Source organism: Psychrobacter sp. WY6 (assembly GCF_018448495.1).
In the GTDB taxonomy this organism is placed as follows: Bacteria; Pseudomonadota; Gammaproteobacteria; order Pseudomonadales; family Moraxellaceae; genus Psychrobacter.
Map to the genome: position 1 here is coordinate 1,115,939 of NZ_CP049902.1, position 18,746 is coordinate 1,134,684.

The window sequence follows — 18,746 nt, forward strand, 5'->3', positions numbered from 1 at the left end:
CGCTCATATATCTCTAATATTCGTTAGTCTCAAAAGCCCTTATCTACTTTAGATAAGGGCTTTTCTGTATTTGCTCATATTCTTTGTCTCTACATTATCTTGAATCGACTATATTATTTGTAGATAGTAAAGTTGACTCTTCACAAACGAGTTGGCTATATTTTGTATTGATTAATTACAAATTCAACATAGGCGTGAATTTATGGACACGTTATAGTGTTTAACATATTCATTGGGGAAAGTGTTATGACTATAGAATTATTAAAAAAATTGCGTACTTCTGTGGCGCTGACTGGGCTACTTGCTGGTGTCCTGACGCTTGGTGCTTGTCAGCAACAGTCAGACACAGAAGCGGGTATAGATGATGGTGCTCATAGCGAAGAAACGGTGCCGATGTCCGCTGAACCTGCTGAGCCTAATGAGGTGGTTGTCGATACAGCGGATGCATCGCTCAGTGAAGTACAGGATGATACCGTAGCTTCGGTAAATAGTGGTGTCAGTCAAATAGCTTATCTGTGCTCACCTGAGCTGAAAGTTAATGCAACTTATAAAGAAGATGCCAAGCAAGTAGTCATCGCGACTGATACGGGTACAGTGACATTAAATAAAACCAATGATGGCAGTAATCCAGAAGTGTTCGAAGTAGCAACCGCTATTGATGGCAGTCAGGGCTTTACCCAGTGGCGTGTAGCACATGAAGCGCGTGAGACGGGTGTGATGCGTACAGCAGGTACAGATGCGGCTAATGTCAGCACTTATGAATGTAAAAAAACCTCATAATAAGTAAGCAATCAAGAAAAAAGCAACGATAACGTTGCTTTTTTGATGTGTAGTTTTAATGAGTCAGCAAAATTATTTATGAGGAGTGGCACTAGACTCATGTGCCAAAAACCCTTCTTCCTTCACATCTAATTCTTCATGCTTAAGCACTACTTGGATACTATCTGTATGGGTATGAGTGGTTTTATTGATATCGATTTCTTGGATAGCATAAGTGTCTTTAGTAATGGTAGCCACTTGACGTGATAGGACAATTTCAATCGGTTCATCACCAATTTCGATCTGTTTGCCATTCACGGTAACGACCGCCTTGCTATCTAACGATGGCTCGATATGGCGCAATATATCCTTTTCATCATAATTGCCTGACAATAAGTCCTGACTTTTCGCATCGTGGTATTCAGTGCGAATAGTAATATATTCTTCTACCAACTCAATAGGCACGTCAATGGTCTTAGTACGAGCGTGCTTGGTCACCGTCACTTTACCGACATCTAAACGCTCTTTGTTGATGACAGGACGCTCTTCTAATAGCTCCAAGTGTCCAACATTATGATTGCTCTTATCTATGTCATTACTGCTTATATCATTACTTTCTATGTCATTAGCTACTGTCCATTATGAGTATCAATTGGGGCAGTTATAGCGTTTGGTGTCCCTTGCTTGTTATGTAAACCCTTTTGTAGAAAGCTATCGTTCTGGATACTGTCGTCGTGATTGCTAGTCATCCTAATGTCCTTATCTTTATGAAATAATCGTTATACAATATTTTAGAGCCATTTTGCAAATTTTGCAAGGTTAGCCTTATCAGATGTCATTAAGTATTTTTAATTTCTAAGTATTTTTAATTCCTAAGTATTTTTGAGTATAGTAAGCAAAAAAGACCAGAGGAATGCTCTGGTCTTAATTCACTAAGTAAAAATACTTAGCTGCTTATTACGGTCATGTATTGTTCGGCGTTCTTACTTTTTAATGAGAGCCAAACAGTCTGACGGTTTAGCGTTACATACCACGAGCGCGGCGTACGTCTTCTGCAGTAATACCATCACGGTCGATTATGTTGCCTTCACGGTCTACTACGTTGCCATCGCGATCGATATCCAATTCTTCACGTTGGATAGTCTCAACGATAGTTTCAGTATGACGTTCAGTGGTTTTACCGACGTTCACTTCTTCAGATACATAAGTGTCTTTACCAACGCGGGCACGTTCAGCCTCTAGTTCAACCTCAATGGTTTGATTACCATCAATGTCACCGATACGGCGATCTGTTGGACGATCTACGTTAGTACGCGATATTAGCATGCTCTTCTTCTAGCTCAACATCGACATTACGCTCTTCGGTCACTATATGCTTACCAACTTTAACCAAACCTGCCACGATACGATCTTTATTGACGGTCAAGCGCTCTTCTAGTAGCTCTAGTGTGTTTGGTGCTTCATATGCATGGTCTGCAATCTCCATACGCTCTGCAACTGGAACAGTATCAGCGACAAATGCTTGACGATCCTTTTGATACTGGTCTTTATAGCTATACTGATAATCATGGTCATATACTTCCATGGCATCAACTTGAGACTTGGTCAAGCTGTCAAAGAATACGTCATCACCAACAATACGTGCCAGACCAGCGGGTACTAATACTTCTTTTGAGCTGAACCAACCGCCTGCATCAACGATCAAATAACGAATGCGACCAGTGGTATCTTCTACTAATGCACCTTCAATTTTACCGATTTTTTCTTCATTGACACCATAAGCAGTTTTACCTGTTGGGTCATAATAATCATCACCGATTAAATCTTTATGAGTAGCTTGAATATCTTTTAAACGAATTAGTTGGCTCATTGTTGTCTTCCTTTTTATGAGTTAATCATTATTAATCATTATTAATTATTTTAAAAACAATCGTTGTTTTGGAAAAGTTAAATTTCTAGTAAAAATATTTTTATAATAAAAGGTGTAGCAAGCCATGTGAGTAGCCTCTACATCGACTTGTAAGAATCTTAACATCATGATTTTCGATGAGATATATGAGCAAGGTAGCAAAGTGTGCGCTTGGAGTAATTGCGTGTAATAGGCTGTAAGTGGCATAACATAGCTGGGGTCAAAGATTAACGTGTCTTTACACAGAGCAATATTTCTAGCTTATTTAAGAGTCATAGACACAGAAAAACCGCAAAGCAAATAGCGATACGGTTCCTGATATTTTGAAAATTTTGTAATAAATGATAATTATAGAGGTGAATTTAACATATCAATCGATTAATTAATCTGCTTGAGTGTTAAGCAAGTTCAATAGCAACAGCCACGGCTTCACCGCCACCAATACAAAGTGTCGCAACCCCTTTTTTGCCGCCAGTACGCTTGAGAGAGTTGATAAGCGTGATCAAGATACGAGCACCTGAACAGCCTACTGGATGACCGAGTGCACAAGCGCCGCCTTCAACGTTTACTTTGGCATGGTCGATTTTTAGCTCGTCCATCGCCGCCATAGTGACCATTGCAAACGCTTCGTTGATTTCCCATAGGTCAACATCAGCGACTGACCAACCAGCACTAGCCAATACTTTTTCAATTGCACCAATCGGAGCAATGGTAAATTCGCTTGGGTGACGAGAGTTTGATGCGGTTGCAACGATACGCGCTTGATAATCAAGGCCTTCAGCTTTCGCTTGCGATTCTTTCATGACTACAACCGCTGCCGCACCGTCTGAGATTGAGCTGGCATTTGCTGCCGTGATGGTGCCGTCTTTAGCGAAGGCTGGACGTAGAGTAGGGATACGCTCGGCATTAGCAAGCGCTGGTTGCTCATCGGTATCGACGGTTTGCTCGCCTTTACGGGTTTTAAAGGTCACTGGCGTGATTTCATCTTTGAAGTGGTCGTCTTTGATAGCAGTGAGCGCACGATTTAGCGATTCGATAGCAAACGCATCCATTTTCTCACGGGTATAACCTTTTTCATCAGCCATTTCCTGTGCGAACATACCCATCAGTTTGCCAGTTTCAGCATCTTCTAAACCATCTAGGAACATATGATCTTTGACTTCTTTATGTCCCATACGGTAGCCGCCACGTGACCCTGGCATGATGTATGGCGCATTGGTCATTGATTCCATGCCGCCAGCGACTGCCACATTGAAACTACCAGCTTTGATGCCGTCATGTGCTTGCATGACTGCTTTTAGCCCTGAACCACAAAGCTTGTTAATAGTGACAGCGCCAGTTGCATCAGATAAACCTGCATTACGCATCGCTTGACGCGCAGGGCCTTGACCCAAGCCTGCAGTCAAGATACAGCCCATAATGACTTCATCAATACTATCGACTGCCACACCTGAGCGTTCGACAGCGGCTTTAATGGCAGCACCACCAAGTTCCGTTGCGCTCATATCTTTTAGTGCGCCTTGGAAGCCGCCCATTGGAGTACGTGCGCCGTTTAAAATTACAATTGCATCATTTGACATCGTTATTATTCCTTTTTACGTATTTTAAATGAGTTTGTTTTAATTAAAACCAAACGCGGACTAGATAGCATCTTTTAGGCTCAATAACTGCGGGCTTTATGCTAGCTCATCTAAGCGAATGCGTACTACTTTATCAGTAATGGTCTCTAATTTTTCAATTTTTTCGATGGCTAGATTCATCTGACTTTCGACCACGGGCAGCGTCAAGATAATAACCGGAACTTGACCAACTTTGTGCGCAGGTTTTTGTAAAATCGCATCGATATTGATACCAGCATCGCTTAGAATGCGAGTAATATCTGCCAAGACACCAGGGCTATCATAAGCATGTACGCGCAGATAATAACCGGTAATCATCTGCTCAGCGCGCAATATGGGCGTGTCTGATAGCTGCTCAGGGATAAATGCTAAATGCGGCACATGGTGACCGTGGTTGTTTTGATTACTGTTGCTTTCATCGTTACTGTCTTTGCTACCTAGAACACGCACCAAGTCCATCACATCGGCCATTACCGCAGAAGCGGTTGCGCCAGCACCAGCACCATCACCGCAATATAGCGTCTGTCCAAGCGGATGAGAGTTGACCAGTACGGCGTTTTTTACGCCATTGACGTTGGCGAGTAACGCATCCTGCGGAATTAGCGTTGGATGCACGCGTAGTTCGATACCAGAAGCCTCATCATTACCTTGACCATCACGGCGTACGGCAAAGCCCAAATGCTTGATACGGTAGCCAAGCTCTTCCGCATAGTTGACGTCTTGTAAGGTGATACCTGTGATGCCTTCACAGTAGACCTTGTCAAATTGCAGCGGAATACCAAAGGCGATAGAGGCGAGTAATGCCAGTTTATGAGCCGCATCAATACCTTCGACATCAAAAGTCGGATCTGCTTCTGCATAACCCAATTCTTGTGCTTCACTTAGTACGTCGGCAAAAGGGCGACCTTTGTCACGCATTTCGGTCATGATAAAGTTGCCCGTACCGTTGATGATACCTGCTAGCCAATCGATTTTATTGGCAGCGAGCGCTTCGCGCATGACTTTAATAATGGGGATACCGCCTGCGACTGCTGCTTCATAAGCGACATGGACGTTATGCTCTTCAGCAAAGGCAAAGATTTCGTTGCCATGCTCCGCCAATAGCGCCTTATTTGCAGTCACCACATGCTTGCCGTTCTTAATGGCGTGCATGATGACATCTTTTGCTAAGGTTGTACCGCCAATCACCTCGACGACGATATCGACATTGTCGCTTGCAGCAGTTGCCATCAAGTCACTGTTTTGCATAATATTGGGATCAATATCATCACGATGACGGCGCGTACCAACTTCGGTAATGATAATGTCGCGTCCACTACGGCGTTTTAGCTCATTTAAGTTGTCATTGATTAGATTGATCACGCCCGTTCCGACGGTGCCCAGACCAAGTATCGCTAGTTTGATGGAATTACTCACAGTATCCTCAAGAGGTTAAATATAATGAACCAATGATAACGCTGTCACAGAGTCAAATGCGCATGCGCTACTAGCTGTAGTAGTTGCGTGCATTTTGACAGTCGCAGCTTTATCGATTTCTCATTACAGTTGAATAAAAAATACTCAAATAAAAAGTATGCTGCTGATTTTTCATAGCGCTTTATCGTATCATACCGACAAGCAGTTGTGACATCTACACAATGTCGCCACCGTCATAGATATCACAAATACCTGAAACAATAACAGATTTTAGCTAGCACCGACAGCTTGAGCCAACTCCGCCGCAGGTAGATAGCCGCCTACTTGCTGACCAGATTCTGTAAAGATAGCGGGAGTACCACGCACACCAAGTTTTGCACCCAATGCCATGTGTTCTTGTACAGGGCTGGCACAGCTAGGCGCTTGTACATCAGCGCCCATTTTTCCTTGATTCATGGCCGCCTTACGATCTTGACTACACCAAATGGCTTCCATTTTTGGCACCGATTCCTGACTGCGCGGCCATGCCAAATAACGTACTTCGATACCACGTGCATTGATATCATCCATCTCTTCATGCAGTTTACGACAATAACCACAGTCTGCATCGGTAAAGGCATAGACCACTGACTTCGTTTCGCCTATGGCTGGATAAATCACCATGTCTTTTTTATCGACGGCTTTTAGGGCTTCTTGTGCGGTACTAGCAACCAATGCCGCACTGATATCGACAGGCAGAGCCTCACCAACAGCAATAATCTGACCTTGGATAATGTGTTTGCCAGACTTATCAGTAAAGAAAGAAGGCAGTCCTTCCGCTGTGACCCAATAAATACCATCCATATCTGTTGGTACGGCTGAAATGATATTTTCTTCAATACCGGACGTATTCAAATTCGCCTGCAACGCCTTTACCACGGCAGCATCGCTATCAGCGGATGCCTTACTTGTACTGGTTTTAGCATCGGTATTATTGACGATACTGGTGTTGCTGGTCGCATCTGCTGCATTGTTTGAGCAGCCCGCAGCAACCACAACAAGCAGTGCACTCATCATAAAGCGAGATAAATTATTTCGAGAAAAGCGGTTTTGAGCAAAGGTGTTTTTGCAATCGGGGATGACATATATAGGTGTCCTGTAGGCATCGTGCCTAATCGTGAAGTCGTTTTAAGAAAAATGATACTAAATTTCTATATAAAGCAATACGTATCGATATTGCCTTAAAGGTTTAAAATTAAAAGGTTTTTTTACAATTTAATAATTATAAAAGGTAATTAATCATGTCGCCTATATTAACATATTTGTGGCAAATAACAGCCACAGGCTATGAGGTGATATAGGGAGGTGAGGGTAGCAATAATAGTAGTAGGCATAAACGTCAATTCAAAAAAATAAGATACATTTGTACTATTTAATATCGACGCTTGCCCTTGTAGTCTACGGCTAATAACAGTGTTTTTATAAAAATTCATATAAAACTATTGGTATCAGTTATTTTTAACCCTTTATTTCAATAAATTTTTGCTAAGGAGCACACATGGCAGGTGCCAGTTTATTAACCCTACTTGATGATATCAGTGTGATATTGGATGATGTTTCCGTCATGACCAAAGTCGCTGCTAAAAAAACCGCTGGTGTATTGGGCGATGATTTGGCGCTCAACGCAGAACAGGTTACGGGTGTCAAAGCCAATCGTGAGCTTCCAGTGGTCTGGGCGGTTGCCAAAGGCTCATTTATTAATAAGCTTATTCTAGTACCAGCGGCACTCTTGATTAGTGCTGTTTATCCACCGCTGGTCACTTTTTTACTAATGTGTGGTGGTTTGTTTTTGGTTTATGAAGGCGCTGAAAAAGTCATTCATCGATTTTGGCCACATGCTTTGCCGCATGATGAGGAGCAAAATGCTCGTCGGCAAGCCAATGCTGATGAGACTATAGATTTGGTCGCTTTTGAAAAAGAAAAGATCAAAGGTGCAGTACGTACGGATTTTATTCTTTCAGCTGAGATTATCGTGATTGCCTTGGGATCAACGGCAAGCGCCACTTTATTAGAACGAAGCTTGGTGCTGTCTATTTTAGCCATCGGTATTACGATTGGTATTTATGGCTTGGTCGCTGGTATCGTGAAAATAGACGATGCAGGTCTGCATTTAATGGAACAAGAAGGGGCGTTCAAGCAAAAATTGGGCAAGTTAATGTTTGCAGCGGCACCAAAACTGATGAAGTTTCTATCTATCGCTGGCACGTTGGCGATGTTTTTAGTAGGCGGTGGTATCTTAGTACACGGTATCGGCTTCTTACATCATGGAGTAGAGGATATCGCTGATTTAACGGGTATCTTTGAAAGCTTAACGACAACGATATTAAATGGCGTCATTGGTTTTATTATTGGTGCTGCGGTTGTGGCTATCTTAACAGTTATTAGTAAAATTCGTGGAAAGGACGACACAGCGTCATCTGCACACTAAGTCAGTTACCTGTGCTTTAGCTTTATATTTTTTGTAATTTTATTTCGTAAAAAAGCCCCAAAGTTGCTGACAACTTTGGGGCTTTTGCGTTGGGCGTTATACGATTAGCTTTCGCTATCTGAGTCATCAGCCTCTAGCTTTTCAGCTTGCGTGGGCTTTTTCTCCGTTTTAGGCTTACGGCTACGTGCCTTTGGTACTTTTGGCGTGGTCAAATTAAACATGCCAGTTTGCGGCAGCAGTTGTTCAGCCACATTCTCAATCATGTTTTTATAACTGGCAATCGTGGTTTTTGACTTAGCAGCCTGACTGTCGTCTTTGCCCGCTTCTTTGGTATTGATAGGTTGCTCTACCTTAGGCTCATCTGCTGGCTTAGTTTTTTCAACGTCAGCTTCTTGAGTATTAGCCTCTTCAATGTCAGCAACTTCGCTATCGTCATGTGCCCCATCAGTCTTTTCAGCTGCTACGCGCTCAACAATCACAGTGCCTTCATTCGACGGCTTGTTAGTTGCTTCTACTAGCCCCTGATCCACTTCTAGCAGCTGCTCGCTATGAGCACTGATATTATCAGCCTGAGCTTGATTGGCTAGAGCATTTGCCTCAATATCATGAGCATCCACATTGTTATCATCATGCTCAATAACCGCTTGCTCAGTATCAGCCGCTTGTTCGGTCGGTAGACTCAACACTGCGGGCTCCTGATAACTAGGATGTTGACCACGTGGATCGTTGCCAGCACGCTTACCAATGGCGCGTGGTTCGACGTCTGTTTTACCTTGCGTTGCCGCAAACTGACTGACCGCTTGTGTCATCGTTTCAAAGCGCGTCAGGTAATCTGCCGCCAATGGCTGATAGCCATAGTTGCTAAAGTCGAAATTGCTGTCCTCAACTTTGGTATCAGCAGTCGGTGTGACGCTCGTTTCAATGTTGGCTGATTTGTTAGCTGATTTTGCTTGCTGCGTATGTGCATCGATAGCAGCAATAAAGCAACTAATGACACCGTCATTTTTCAAACGACTTTCTGCATCTGCTAATGCTTTACGAACAAAATCACCAACAGTGCCACGAATAGTCGATGGGTTTACTACTGCAGGCTCAGCTACTGGTGGTTGTTGAGCTGATTGTGCTTGCTGACTACGAACCACACGTGGATCATTACTAGCCTGACCAAACTTCTCAGCAGTCACGTAGCGCTTGGCAAATAATGCTTCGTGCGTTAGCGCCAGTGCTGAGTTGTTCTTATCATTTGTGCTATGACCACTTGCGCTATGACTGTCATTGGCATTGCTAACATCGGCGTCACTGTCGATAGCGTCAACAGTGTCACTATTTGCTTTTTCTGTCGATTCTGATTCTGGCTGCTTTGGCGTTATTACTACGCTGTCCACGTCAGTATCCACAGATTTTGAATGGTCAGCTTGGTCTTTGGTAACGCTGTTAGATGTTGGTTGCTCATCTATAGCAGGTTTTTTGTCAGTAGCGTTACTGTCTGTTTTCGGGGCATTATTTTGTCCCTTGTCCTCAGTGGTGCTAACGTTAACATCATCAACATCAACATTAACATCATGAGTTGCTACAGTGCCTTCGTCGTTACCCTTCACAGCAGCTGTTTCAGGAGCAATTTTTTTGTCATTGCTCTGCTGATTGTCATTCTGCTGTGTATTAACTTCTTTTGTAATGCTTTCTTTATTAACATCATTCGCTGATTTTTGCTTTTCAGTAGATTGAGGTTTTGTCTGTGTAGACTTACTGTCATCTAGAGACAAGTGTACGACTTCTGGCGATTTCAGCTCAACAGGTGCTTCATTGACCTGTAGCACGACTTCATTAGGATCTTGATTTCGACGCGTGTTAGAGTGATTTTTTCGGCCGTTTGCACCTGTCGTCGCTTGCTGATTGGGTTGCTTAATATTTTCAACTGTTAGTGTCTCGCCGCGCTCTAACTTGCCACGTGAACCGCGTTGACTATGCGATTTACGCTTCGCACGAGTTTGCTCATCTGCCGTATTACTGTCTTTATCAGCATCATCATTGCGCTCGTTCGCATGGTGGCTACTGTCTTGACGATTACTGTTTTGCTGGTTATTGTCTTGACGATTGTTGCGGTTACGCTCATTCGTGCGTCTGGTATCCTGCTGACGTTTGTTTTGATTGTCAGCCTGCTTGTCATCAGCGTTATTTGCCGCATTATTTGAGGTGTTGTTCTCGGTATCGCCGCTTACTTCATTGCTCGACTCTTCTGCCTGATCTTTTCTTTGGCGAGGTTTAGAAGATCTAGATTTACGTGGCTTACGTCTTCTTCTATCTTCATTACTGCTATCATCATCGGTGTCGCTGTCTGAGCTACGACGTGCTTGTTGACGATTGACATTGTTGTCGGACGGTTGTTCGTCATTTTTCTGACTGTTCTGCTGATTTGTTGGTACACTGTTCGATGCACCCGTTGATGTATTACTCAGGGCACTGCTATCCACTTGTCCAAATGAGCCTAAGCTTTGTGCGCCATTATTTACTAGTGCTTCAATGGCTTCCGCTGCATCACGACTACTGACGCTAGGCGTCGTTGAGGCTTGTGGTGCTTGCGCAAATAAGTTTGATAACCACGCCACTGCTTGTGGCTGAGCTGCTGTCTCAATATGTGCAGGAGCTGTAGTCTGCTACTGGAGCAACAGGTGCAGGGGCTGCCACACTCTGGTTGTTGTTTGCTTGTGGCGCGCGCGCCGATGAAACGTTGGTCGTATTTTTATTGTTACGATGGTCGTTGCTGTGTTTACTATGCTCAGCTGTACTGGTCGGTTTGTTTGATTGGCTAGCAGTATCATTGCTCGCTATTTGACGTGGCTGGCGCGTTGGCTGTTGCTCTGGACGCTCTTTTTCAGCCGTTTGCCAGTCAACTTCATAACCCAAATCGCTATGTTCTTGGGCTGTATCCGTAATACGCTCATAACTTGAAGGCGCAAAGCCATCACGGTTAAAGTGTAGTTTAAAGTTAGGCGACTCTAAATGCGCGTGTGGCAAAATCGTGATACGCGTGCCACTGTCTTGCTCAAGATAAACTAAAGCATCACGTTTTTCGTTTAATAAGAAGGCGGCGATATCTGTTGGAACTTCTGCTTGTACTTCGCCTTGACGTTCTTTTAGCGCGATTTGTTCAATCTGACGCATAATTGATAGTGACAATGAGCGCAAGTCACGAATCATGCCATTACCATGGCAGCGTGGGCAGATATAGCCGGTTGATTCTTCTAGCGATGGACGCAGACGCTGACGGCTCATCTCCATCAAACCAAACTTAGAAATATCACCAAATTGCACACGTGCACGGTCATATTTGGTGGCATCGATCAGACGTTTTTCGACTTCTTTTTGATGCTTATTGTCATTCATATCAATAAAATCAATGACAATCAAACCACCCATATCACGCAAACGTAGCTGACGGGCAATCTCATCGGCTGCTTCAAGGTTGGTATGATACGCAGTTTCGGCAACGTCTGAACCTTTAGTCGACTTGGCTGAGTTGATATCGATAGAGACTAGTGCTTCAGTTTGATCAATAACGATTGAGCCGCCTGATGGCAGACGCACTTCACGTTGATACGCGGTTTCGATTTGCTTTTCGATATTAAAGCGCGAAAACATGGGCTCATAATCGGTATATTTGCGTAGCTTTTCTGCTTGTTTTGGCATTACCGCATCGATAAAACCTGCCGCTTCAATATAAGCATTTTCGTTATCGATCCAAATCTCAGCGATATCATCACGTAGATAATCACGGACAGCACGGGTTACGACGCCTGCTTCTTGATGTACCAAGCGCGGTGAAGGGTATTTCTGGTTTTGTTCTTGAATGGCTTGCCAGATATTCAGCAAGTGGTTTAAATCGTGCTGTAAGTCCTCTTGAGTTTTACCAATACCCGCGGTACGAATGATGACACTCATACCTTTTGGCAAATCAAGATTGCTTAGCATACGCTTCATGTCTTCACGAAGTTTGCCCGAGATTTGACGTGAGATACCGCCGCCACGAGGGTTGTTTGGCATCAATACCAGATAACGACCAGCTAATGAGACATACGTCGATAGGGCAGCGCCTTTGTTACCGCGCTCCTCTTTTTCGACTTGGACGATTAATTCATCGCCTTCTTTGATCAGCTTTTTGATGTTTTCGTCACGTGGATTACCGCTTAAGTATTCAGCAGAGATTTCACGAATTGGTAAAAAACCTTGGCGCTGTGAGCCATATTCGACAAATACCGCTTCAAGCGATGGCTCGACACGGGTCACATGACCTTTATATATATTGGATTTTTTTTGTTCACGAGTACGGTTTTCAAGATCGAAATCGTAAAGATGATTGCCTTTACATAAGGCGACACGAATTTCTTCGTTTTGAGTAGCGTTGATCAAAATGCGTTTCATATTTGTATCCTATGAGTACGCATAACAACGACGAGACGGGCTTTAGAGCGCAATGGCAAGTATGGCTAATATTTAAATTAGCATGGGCAGATGTTAATCAACGATAGAACGTAAATCATGGGTTAATAAAGCACTTGGGCTTTGTCAATGGCTTGTTTTTTACCTAAAGTGTGTTAGCAAAACTAACGTAAATATAAAATTTATAGGGTGTAAGGCTATCTATTTATATCCTATTATTGATAGGTTTGGTACAAATATTAATGCGTCAGCATGCGATTCAGTTGTACTATCAGCAAGCTTTATTGGTAGTCATGCCAGCTTACTTTGTAAGAGCAGGCGACGGGCAGTGACGAGATTCAATATACTGATATTCAAAAGGCGTTGTGCTGCTGCAATCCATCCATCAAAGTCTAGCAATAATATCGCTGTTATAAATACCATTATATGAAATGGTGATATTCAGCAATTATTTGTTTAGGTAAAGCAATTGGTCACTCTTTATTTATCGTTCTTTCTGGTATAACGTCAATAATATCTTGGGTGTTTTACGGTTAGGTGTCGCGGCTCCGGTGATCAGCGGGGCGTACTTGGCAAACAGAATAAATGACCAAACTATCGGTGTGGTGCTGTATTCATATCTTTTTTATCGTTATCTGTTTGACCACCAATACGTAGGCAGCTATCGATATACTTCTCGATCCTAATGCTAAACAACCCATACTTGCTCAACTACACTTGCGTAAAGGACCGCCAGATAACCAGTCATTAAATCATGAATAATTATCAAATAAAGTCGTTGTCATGCAGGTTGTGAGTCAATGTGTCATTATCGGTCAATAAACAGGCGCTTAGCCAAACTTATCAACGCTGAATTTATGAACACAAAGGTATTTAGTGTCACTATTTATTCTATGGTACTGAGTAAAGTCAGTACGATACTTTCATTTTACAATTTATGGGGACATATCTATAAATATCTACAAGTGATATTTCTAAACAGATACTGCGCCCTAAAATCCGATTAAACATACAATGTTGGCAGGGTATATCGCTAATACCTTTTCACTAAAAGTTCGTAAAAATGGTAATGCGCTATTTAGGACAACAACAATGATTATTGCTGCAGTCTCTGCTTAATTGTCGCTCAACATGCTAAACTATAGCAAATCTTTCTGTAAATACCTAACTAAAAATGACGAAGCCAAAAATGACTGACGACGCACCTACCCATGAAGCCCCTGCTATTTTAATAGTAAAACACGCCCGCAAAGCGCTGATGATGAAATCAGCAACTTTGGTAAGGTAAATTATCTTGAAGTAACCCGCCATCAACACGATCAGCGCTTGGATAACTTTTTGTTGAACCGTTTAAAAGGTTTGCCAAAACCGCATATCTATAAAATGATTCGCTCAGATGAGATTCGGGTCAATAATAAACGCTGCAAAGCGCATGATAGAGTACAGCGTGAAGACGTGGTACGTATCGCGCCAGTGGTACTTGCTACCCGCGAAAAACCAATTATCAGTGCCGAGTTTGCTAAAAGCTTGTTAGCGCGCATAGTATATGAAGACGAAGGAATGCTAGTGCTGAATAAGCCTTCTGGCATCGCCGTTCACGGTGGTAGTGGTTTGGACTTTGGTGTTATCGAAGCCATGCGTGAAGTGACAGGTAAAAATACCTAGAGCTGATACATCGCATTGATAAAGACACCTCAGGTCTATTGATGATTTCTAAAAAACGCTCAGCGTTAAAAGCGTTGCAACAGCATCTTGTCGATAAAACCATCCAGAAGCATTACTTATGTATCGCCAAAGGTCAGCCAGCATTAAATGAGCAACGCATTGATGCGTCATTGCTACGCTATACAGTTGCTAGTGGTGAACGCCGCGTCAAAGTAGATGCGCAAGATCCGCAATCTAAAGAAAGCCAGACCGATATCGTCGTTCATAGTCGTTTTATGATTGCTGATCAGCCAGTGAGTCTAATTGAAGCCAAACCACTGACCGGTCGCACTCATCAAATCCGTGTGCATTTGGCGCACATTGGTCACGCTATCTTGGGTGATGATAAATATAATGTGCATGATAAATCAGGCGTCCATCGCCTGTGTCTGCATGCGTGGCGTTTAGACATTCCAGGCTATGAAACTATTACTGCACCGCTACCAGATGACATGGCAGACTGGTTGCCAGAGCAAACCAAATTGCCTGAATAAGTCGCCAAATAAAATTTTTAAGCATTAACTTTAAACGTCACGAACGCTTATTTTTCTTAATAAGTCGCCGTGACGTTTTCGTATCTACCATTTATTATTGATATTCGTTAAGGTCTATTTATGAGCAATCAATCTGTCGCTAGTATCTCTAGCGCTTCCAAAGGAACTCAGTTATCAGCCAGCCATCGTTTCGGATAAGACGCTGATTATTTTTGATTGGGATGGGACGCTGATGGATTCCATTGGATTAATCGTTGAGTCAATGCATGTGGCAGGAGAGGCGCATGGGTTCCAGACCACCGATAAAGCTGTACAAGACATCATTGGGCTGAGTTTAATGAATGGCATTGAGATTTTGTATCCGCAAGCCAATGACACGCAAAAGCTTGCGATTCAGCAAAGCTATGCAGACCACTATATTGCCAACAGCCACAGTACACCGCTTTTTGCGCCGATAGAAGGGATGTTGCAGACCCTACAAGCCCAAGGTAAAAGTCTCGCGGTTGCAACTGGTAAAAAGCGAAAGGGCTTAGACCGCGTATTAGATGCTTCAGAGAGCCACCATTATTTTGTGATGACCCGCTGTGCCGATGAGGCAGGCTCAAAACCTGACCCGCAGATGTTGACCGATATTTTGGATTATACGCAGCAGCAAATCGCCGATGCTGTTTTCATCGGTGACAGTATCTACGATATCCAAATGGCAACGAGACTAGGCATGACCAGTATTGCGGTGAATTATGGTACAGCATCACCTGCAGAGCTCGCCGCACAGCAACCCACGTATCAGGTTGATACGCCACAAGCGTTGGCTGAGCTACTATGTGCTTAACTAAAAGCACTTAAATAAAAGTGCTTAAATAAAACACTTTTTGAATGCTAAAAAATGATAATAAAAAAAGGGTTTATCGATAATAGCGATAAACCCTTTTTACTTGGAGACGATGATATTTATTTGTTTTATTTTTGAGCACTATCCTTATTGAGTGCTATCCTTCTGAGCACTTTCCTTTTCAATAGCGCCTTTTTCGATGTTGTCTTTTTCAATCGCTTCTTCCAACTCAGCGCCTTCTAGTAACGCAAAAGAGGATTCAATAATTTTGTCTGCATCGAGCTGATACTCATACCAGTTGCCCATGACACCAGCCAGCTCATCAAGACCTTCTTTTCTCAGTGCTGAAAATAGCTGAATGCTACAGTTCAATCCCAGTTCTTTTAGTCTTTTACGAGTATTAAGTAACGCATTTTTAGATGCGCCATATTTCAATTTATCAGCTTTGGTTAGCAAGATATGTACTGGCAATTCGCCATCATTTGCCCAACGTAGCATTTGCTCATCAAAGAATTTCAATGGATGACGAATATCAGTCATGAGCACCAAACCTGCAAGGCTTGAGCGCGCCACCAAGTATTCTTCTAGCTCAACCTGCCATTCTTTTTTCATCTCAAGCGGTACCGCTGCGTAGCCATAACCTGGCAAATCCACCAAACGTCTATCAGCATCACCAATACTAAAAAAGTTAATCATCTGCGTACGACCAGGCGTTTTAGATGAGCGTGCCAGTTGGCGTTGGTTGGTTAAGGCATTAATAGCAGAGGATTTACCTGCGTTTGAGCGCCCTGCAAAGGCAACTTCTAAGCCCATATCGGGTGGGCAGAGACGAAAAGTAGGCGCTGACATCATAAACTCAGTTTGCTGAATTTTTTGACGAGATTTAGTGTTGAACAATGCATGTTCGGCGGCGACATCAGTAAACGGGGTACTCATAAATGGCTCATTAATCTTTAAGAAATTGGATACGGTTATAAAATTTTAATCAACTGGTTGTCGAGAAGACAGTGCATTAGACAAAAATCGTTACGAAGTTATTCATCATAACTTTCAATGTTTATTGGTCATAAACAGTCATTTCAAGTTATCGACTATTCTATACTATTACTTTATCTTACTTATTGAAATAACTATGATTAGCATCACATAAATGACAGAATACCATTAAAATAAGCGCTCATTAGAGCAAGTTGCCGCTTTTGTTCATGCGTTACCAAAGCCAAACTATATTTATCTATATTTATACGACATACATTGTTACAATGTTTAATAAGTTATACTGAACGAACGACGTTTAATAGCAAGATTGATTAAACGAGAGAAGCATCAAAAGGAGGTGTTCTATGGTTTCAATCAATGCACTTTTTAGCCAGACCTACCGAGTGTTAGTAGGTAGCGGAGCGGTATTACTGCTCAGTAGTGCTATCATGACTAGCGCTAATGCTGCTGATATTGCAGCCACCTATGATAACTCATGTGCTGCCTGTCACGATAGTGGGGCGCTGAACGCCATCAAAAAAGGTGATAGTGCCAAATGGCAACAGCTTATCAAACAAAAAAGCATGCCGACACTTATCAATTCCGTCAAAAGTGGTATGACGCAGATGCCTGCTGGTGGTCTTTGTAACAGTTGTAGCGACGATGATTATCGTAAGTTGATTGAGTACATGAGTAAGTGAGATGCTGACCGATAAAGCAACACAATACGACACACTATAAAACAACTTAAAAAAGCGCTGGGTTTTTTAGCCTGTAAGCGCTTTTTGTTTTTTGTTGGCATACTTGTCTATGTGTTAGAAAAACTGATGGATGTGACGATTAAGTAGGCAAATGCTACAAAGTCTTGCTATAATAATCGAAAATAAACCCTGATGTTAGTAAGTACTTTCAGACTGCTTGTGGCCAAGACCTTAAAACATATACCTACCTAACCAATAGTAGGGTGGTTTATATGAGGTATCTTATCAGTGCAATCACTCTAAATAATGCTTACGCCGAGCTAGTAGGATTTGTATCAATGAAAAAGTTAATCGCTGCTGCCAGCTTATGCGTTGCAAGTTTCAGCGTACAAGCTGCTATTATTGTTCCTGAGTACGACGTCAATGCCGGTAAGCAAATTGCAGAAACGGTTTGTGCTGCTTGTCATGGTGTTGATGGTGTCAGTGTTGTCCCTGCGCAGCCTAACTTGGGTGGCCAAAACGTAAAGTATCTTTACAAACAGTTGGTCAACTTTAAAGCAGGTTATCGCAAGAACGGTATTATGCAATCACAAGTTGCAAACTTATCGCAGCAAGATTTAGCCAACGTGGCTGGTTATTATGCTAGCCAAGCGCCTTGGGGCGTTGGATTTGGTAATCCTGCGACCAACCAAGAAGCCACTAAGCTATTCTTAGGTGGTGATAAGTCACGCGGTGTCATCGGTTGTGCAGGCTGTCATGGTCCAGATGCTGCTGGTAATACTTGGGCGGCATTTCCACGCTTAGGTGGTCAGCATGCACAGTACATCGCAACTCAGCTAAAACTTTTCCGTGCGGCTGGCCGTGTTGATGATGTTGATAGTGATGAGCAAAAACGTGTCAATGATGCTGCGAAAGAAGGCGATATGGGCATGATGCAGACAGTCGCATCGAAACTATCGGATCGTGATATTCGTATCTTGTCAGACTATATCAGTGCTGTTCACTAATTGATTGGTATCAGCTACGAGTGCCTAATACACCTTGCCTCACTGAAATTAATAAGCACTTGACCAGATATCCGCCATTGTTTCATTATTAAACCCCGATTTCGGGGTTTTTTTATAACTGTTCATCCCTTATATTATAGAGACCTTATAGTCATTCCATTATAAAAGAGTCGCCGCATTAACCTCGCTTGAAGTATTGAATATACATTTGCTTCTGGTTACCTTGTGCTTCTTCTAAATTGAATCGACTATATAAAATAAAACTGCTTACAGAGGCCTATCATTGCTCTGTATCATGATAAATTATCGTTATTCACTTTATACCAAACCCACAGACTATGATTGGCGGTGTCAAACTTGTTTCGTCTACAATGCGTAGTACGGGCACTCGTTTTCCCAGCTATTCTCATTTTTGTGAAAGGT

At 42.7% G+C, this 18,746-nt stretch carries 10 protein-coding genes and 3 pseudogenes; 6 read left to right on the forward strand and 7 right to left on the reverse strand.

Annotated elements, in window-relative coordinates:
* Positions 1–246 precede the first annotated feature (246 nt).
* Entirely contained in the window at positions 247–780 is a 534-nt protein-coding gene (locus tag G7Y90_RS05620; protein WP_250163626.1) for a hypothetical protein, read from the forward strand.
* 72 nt (positions 781–852) lie between these two features.
* Here G7Y90_RS05620 and G7Y90_RS05625 read toward each other — a convergent pair whose 3' ends face one another.
* The 5 genes and pseudogenes from G7Y90_RS05625 to G7Y90_RS05645 form a co-directional block, all read right to left on the reverse strand.
* Complete coding sequence (locus tag G7Y90_RS05625) at positions 853–1,320, reverse strand: YsnF/AvaK domain-containing protein (RefSeq protein ID WP_250163627.1); 468 nt, start codon at positions 1,318–1,320, stop codon at positions 853–855.
* A 462-nt stretch (positions 1,321–1,782) separates the two neighbouring features.
* Positions 1,783–2,629, reverse strand: a pseudogene (locus G7Y90_RS05630) (DUF2382 domain-containing protein).
* 437 nt (positions 2,630–3,066) lie between these two features.
* Positions 3,067–4,248: a thiolase family protein gene (locus tag G7Y90_RS05635; RefSeq protein ID WP_060490355.1), complete on the reverse strand. Its 1,182-nt coding sequence runs from the start codon at positions 4,246–4,248 to the stop codon at positions 3,067–3,069.
* A gap of 96 nt (positions 4,249–4,344) precedes the next feature.
* On the reverse strand, positions 4,345–5,703 hold the full coding sequence (locus G7Y90_RS05640) for a homoserine dehydrogenase (RefSeq protein ID WP_087814861.1): 1,359 nt from the start codon (positions 5,701–5,703) through the stop codon (positions 4,345–4,347).
* A gap of 270 nt (positions 5,704–5,973) precedes the next feature.
* On the reverse strand, positions 5,974–6,759 hold the full coding sequence (locus G7Y90_RS05645) for a DsbC family protein (RefSeq protein ID WP_250163628.1): 786 nt from the start codon (positions 6,757–6,759) through the stop codon (positions 5,974–5,976).
* A gap of 481 nt (positions 6,760–7,240) precedes the next feature.
* Here G7Y90_RS05645 and G7Y90_RS05650 point away from each other — a divergent pair, with 481 nt between their 5' ends.
* A complete protein-coding gene (locus G7Y90_RS05650; protein ID WP_250163629.1) occupies positions 7,241–8,170 on the forward strand; it encodes a DUF808 domain-containing protein in 930 nt (309 codons plus the stop codon).
* Positions 8,171–8,274: 104 nt separating this feature from the next.
* Here G7Y90_RS05650 and G7Y90_RS18880 read toward each other — a convergent pair.
* A pseudogene (locus tag G7Y90_RS18880) lies at positions 8,275–12,589 on the reverse strand (Rne/Rng family ribonuclease).
* Between the two features lie 1,207 nt (positions 12,590–13,796).
* Between G7Y90_RS18880 and G7Y90_RS05665 the strand changes: the two are divergent.
* Both G7Y90_RS05665 and G7Y90_RS05670 read left to right on the forward strand, forming a co-directional pair.
* Positions 13,797–14,805: pseudogene (locus G7Y90_RS05665) on the forward strand (RluA family pseudouridine synthase).
* A 232-nt stretch (positions 14,806–15,037) separates the two neighbouring features.
* Entirely contained in the window at positions 15,038–15,637 is a 600-nt protein-coding gene (locus G7Y90_RS05670) for an HAD-IA family hydrolase (protein WP_250163632.1), read from the forward strand.
* A gap of 147 nt (positions 15,638–15,784) precedes the next feature.
* Here G7Y90_RS05670 and yihA read toward each other — a convergent pair whose 3' ends face one another.
* On the reverse strand, positions 15,785–16,573 hold the full coding sequence (gene yihA / locus G7Y90_RS05675; RefSeq protein WP_250163633.1) for a ribosome biogenesis GTP-binding protein YihA/YsxC: 789 nt from the start codon (positions 16,571–16,573) through the stop codon (positions 15,785–15,787).
* Positions 16,574–16,980: 407 nt separating this feature from the next.
* Between yihA and G7Y90_RS05680 the strand changes: the two genes are divergently transcribed.
* Positions 16,981–17,316: a c-type cytochrome gene (locus G7Y90_RS05680; RefSeq protein ID WP_109592356.1), complete on the forward strand. Its 336-nt coding sequence runs from the start codon at positions 16,981–16,983 to the stop codon at positions 17,314–17,316.
* 338 nt (positions 17,317–17,654) lie between these two features.
* Positions 17,655–18,323, forward strand: a complete 669-nt coding sequence (locus G7Y90_RS05685; RefSeq protein ID WP_045443487.1) for a c-type cytochrome — start codon at positions 17,655–17,657, stop codon at positions 18,321–18,323.
* The last annotated feature ends 423 nt before the right edge of the window (positions 18,324–18,746 follow it).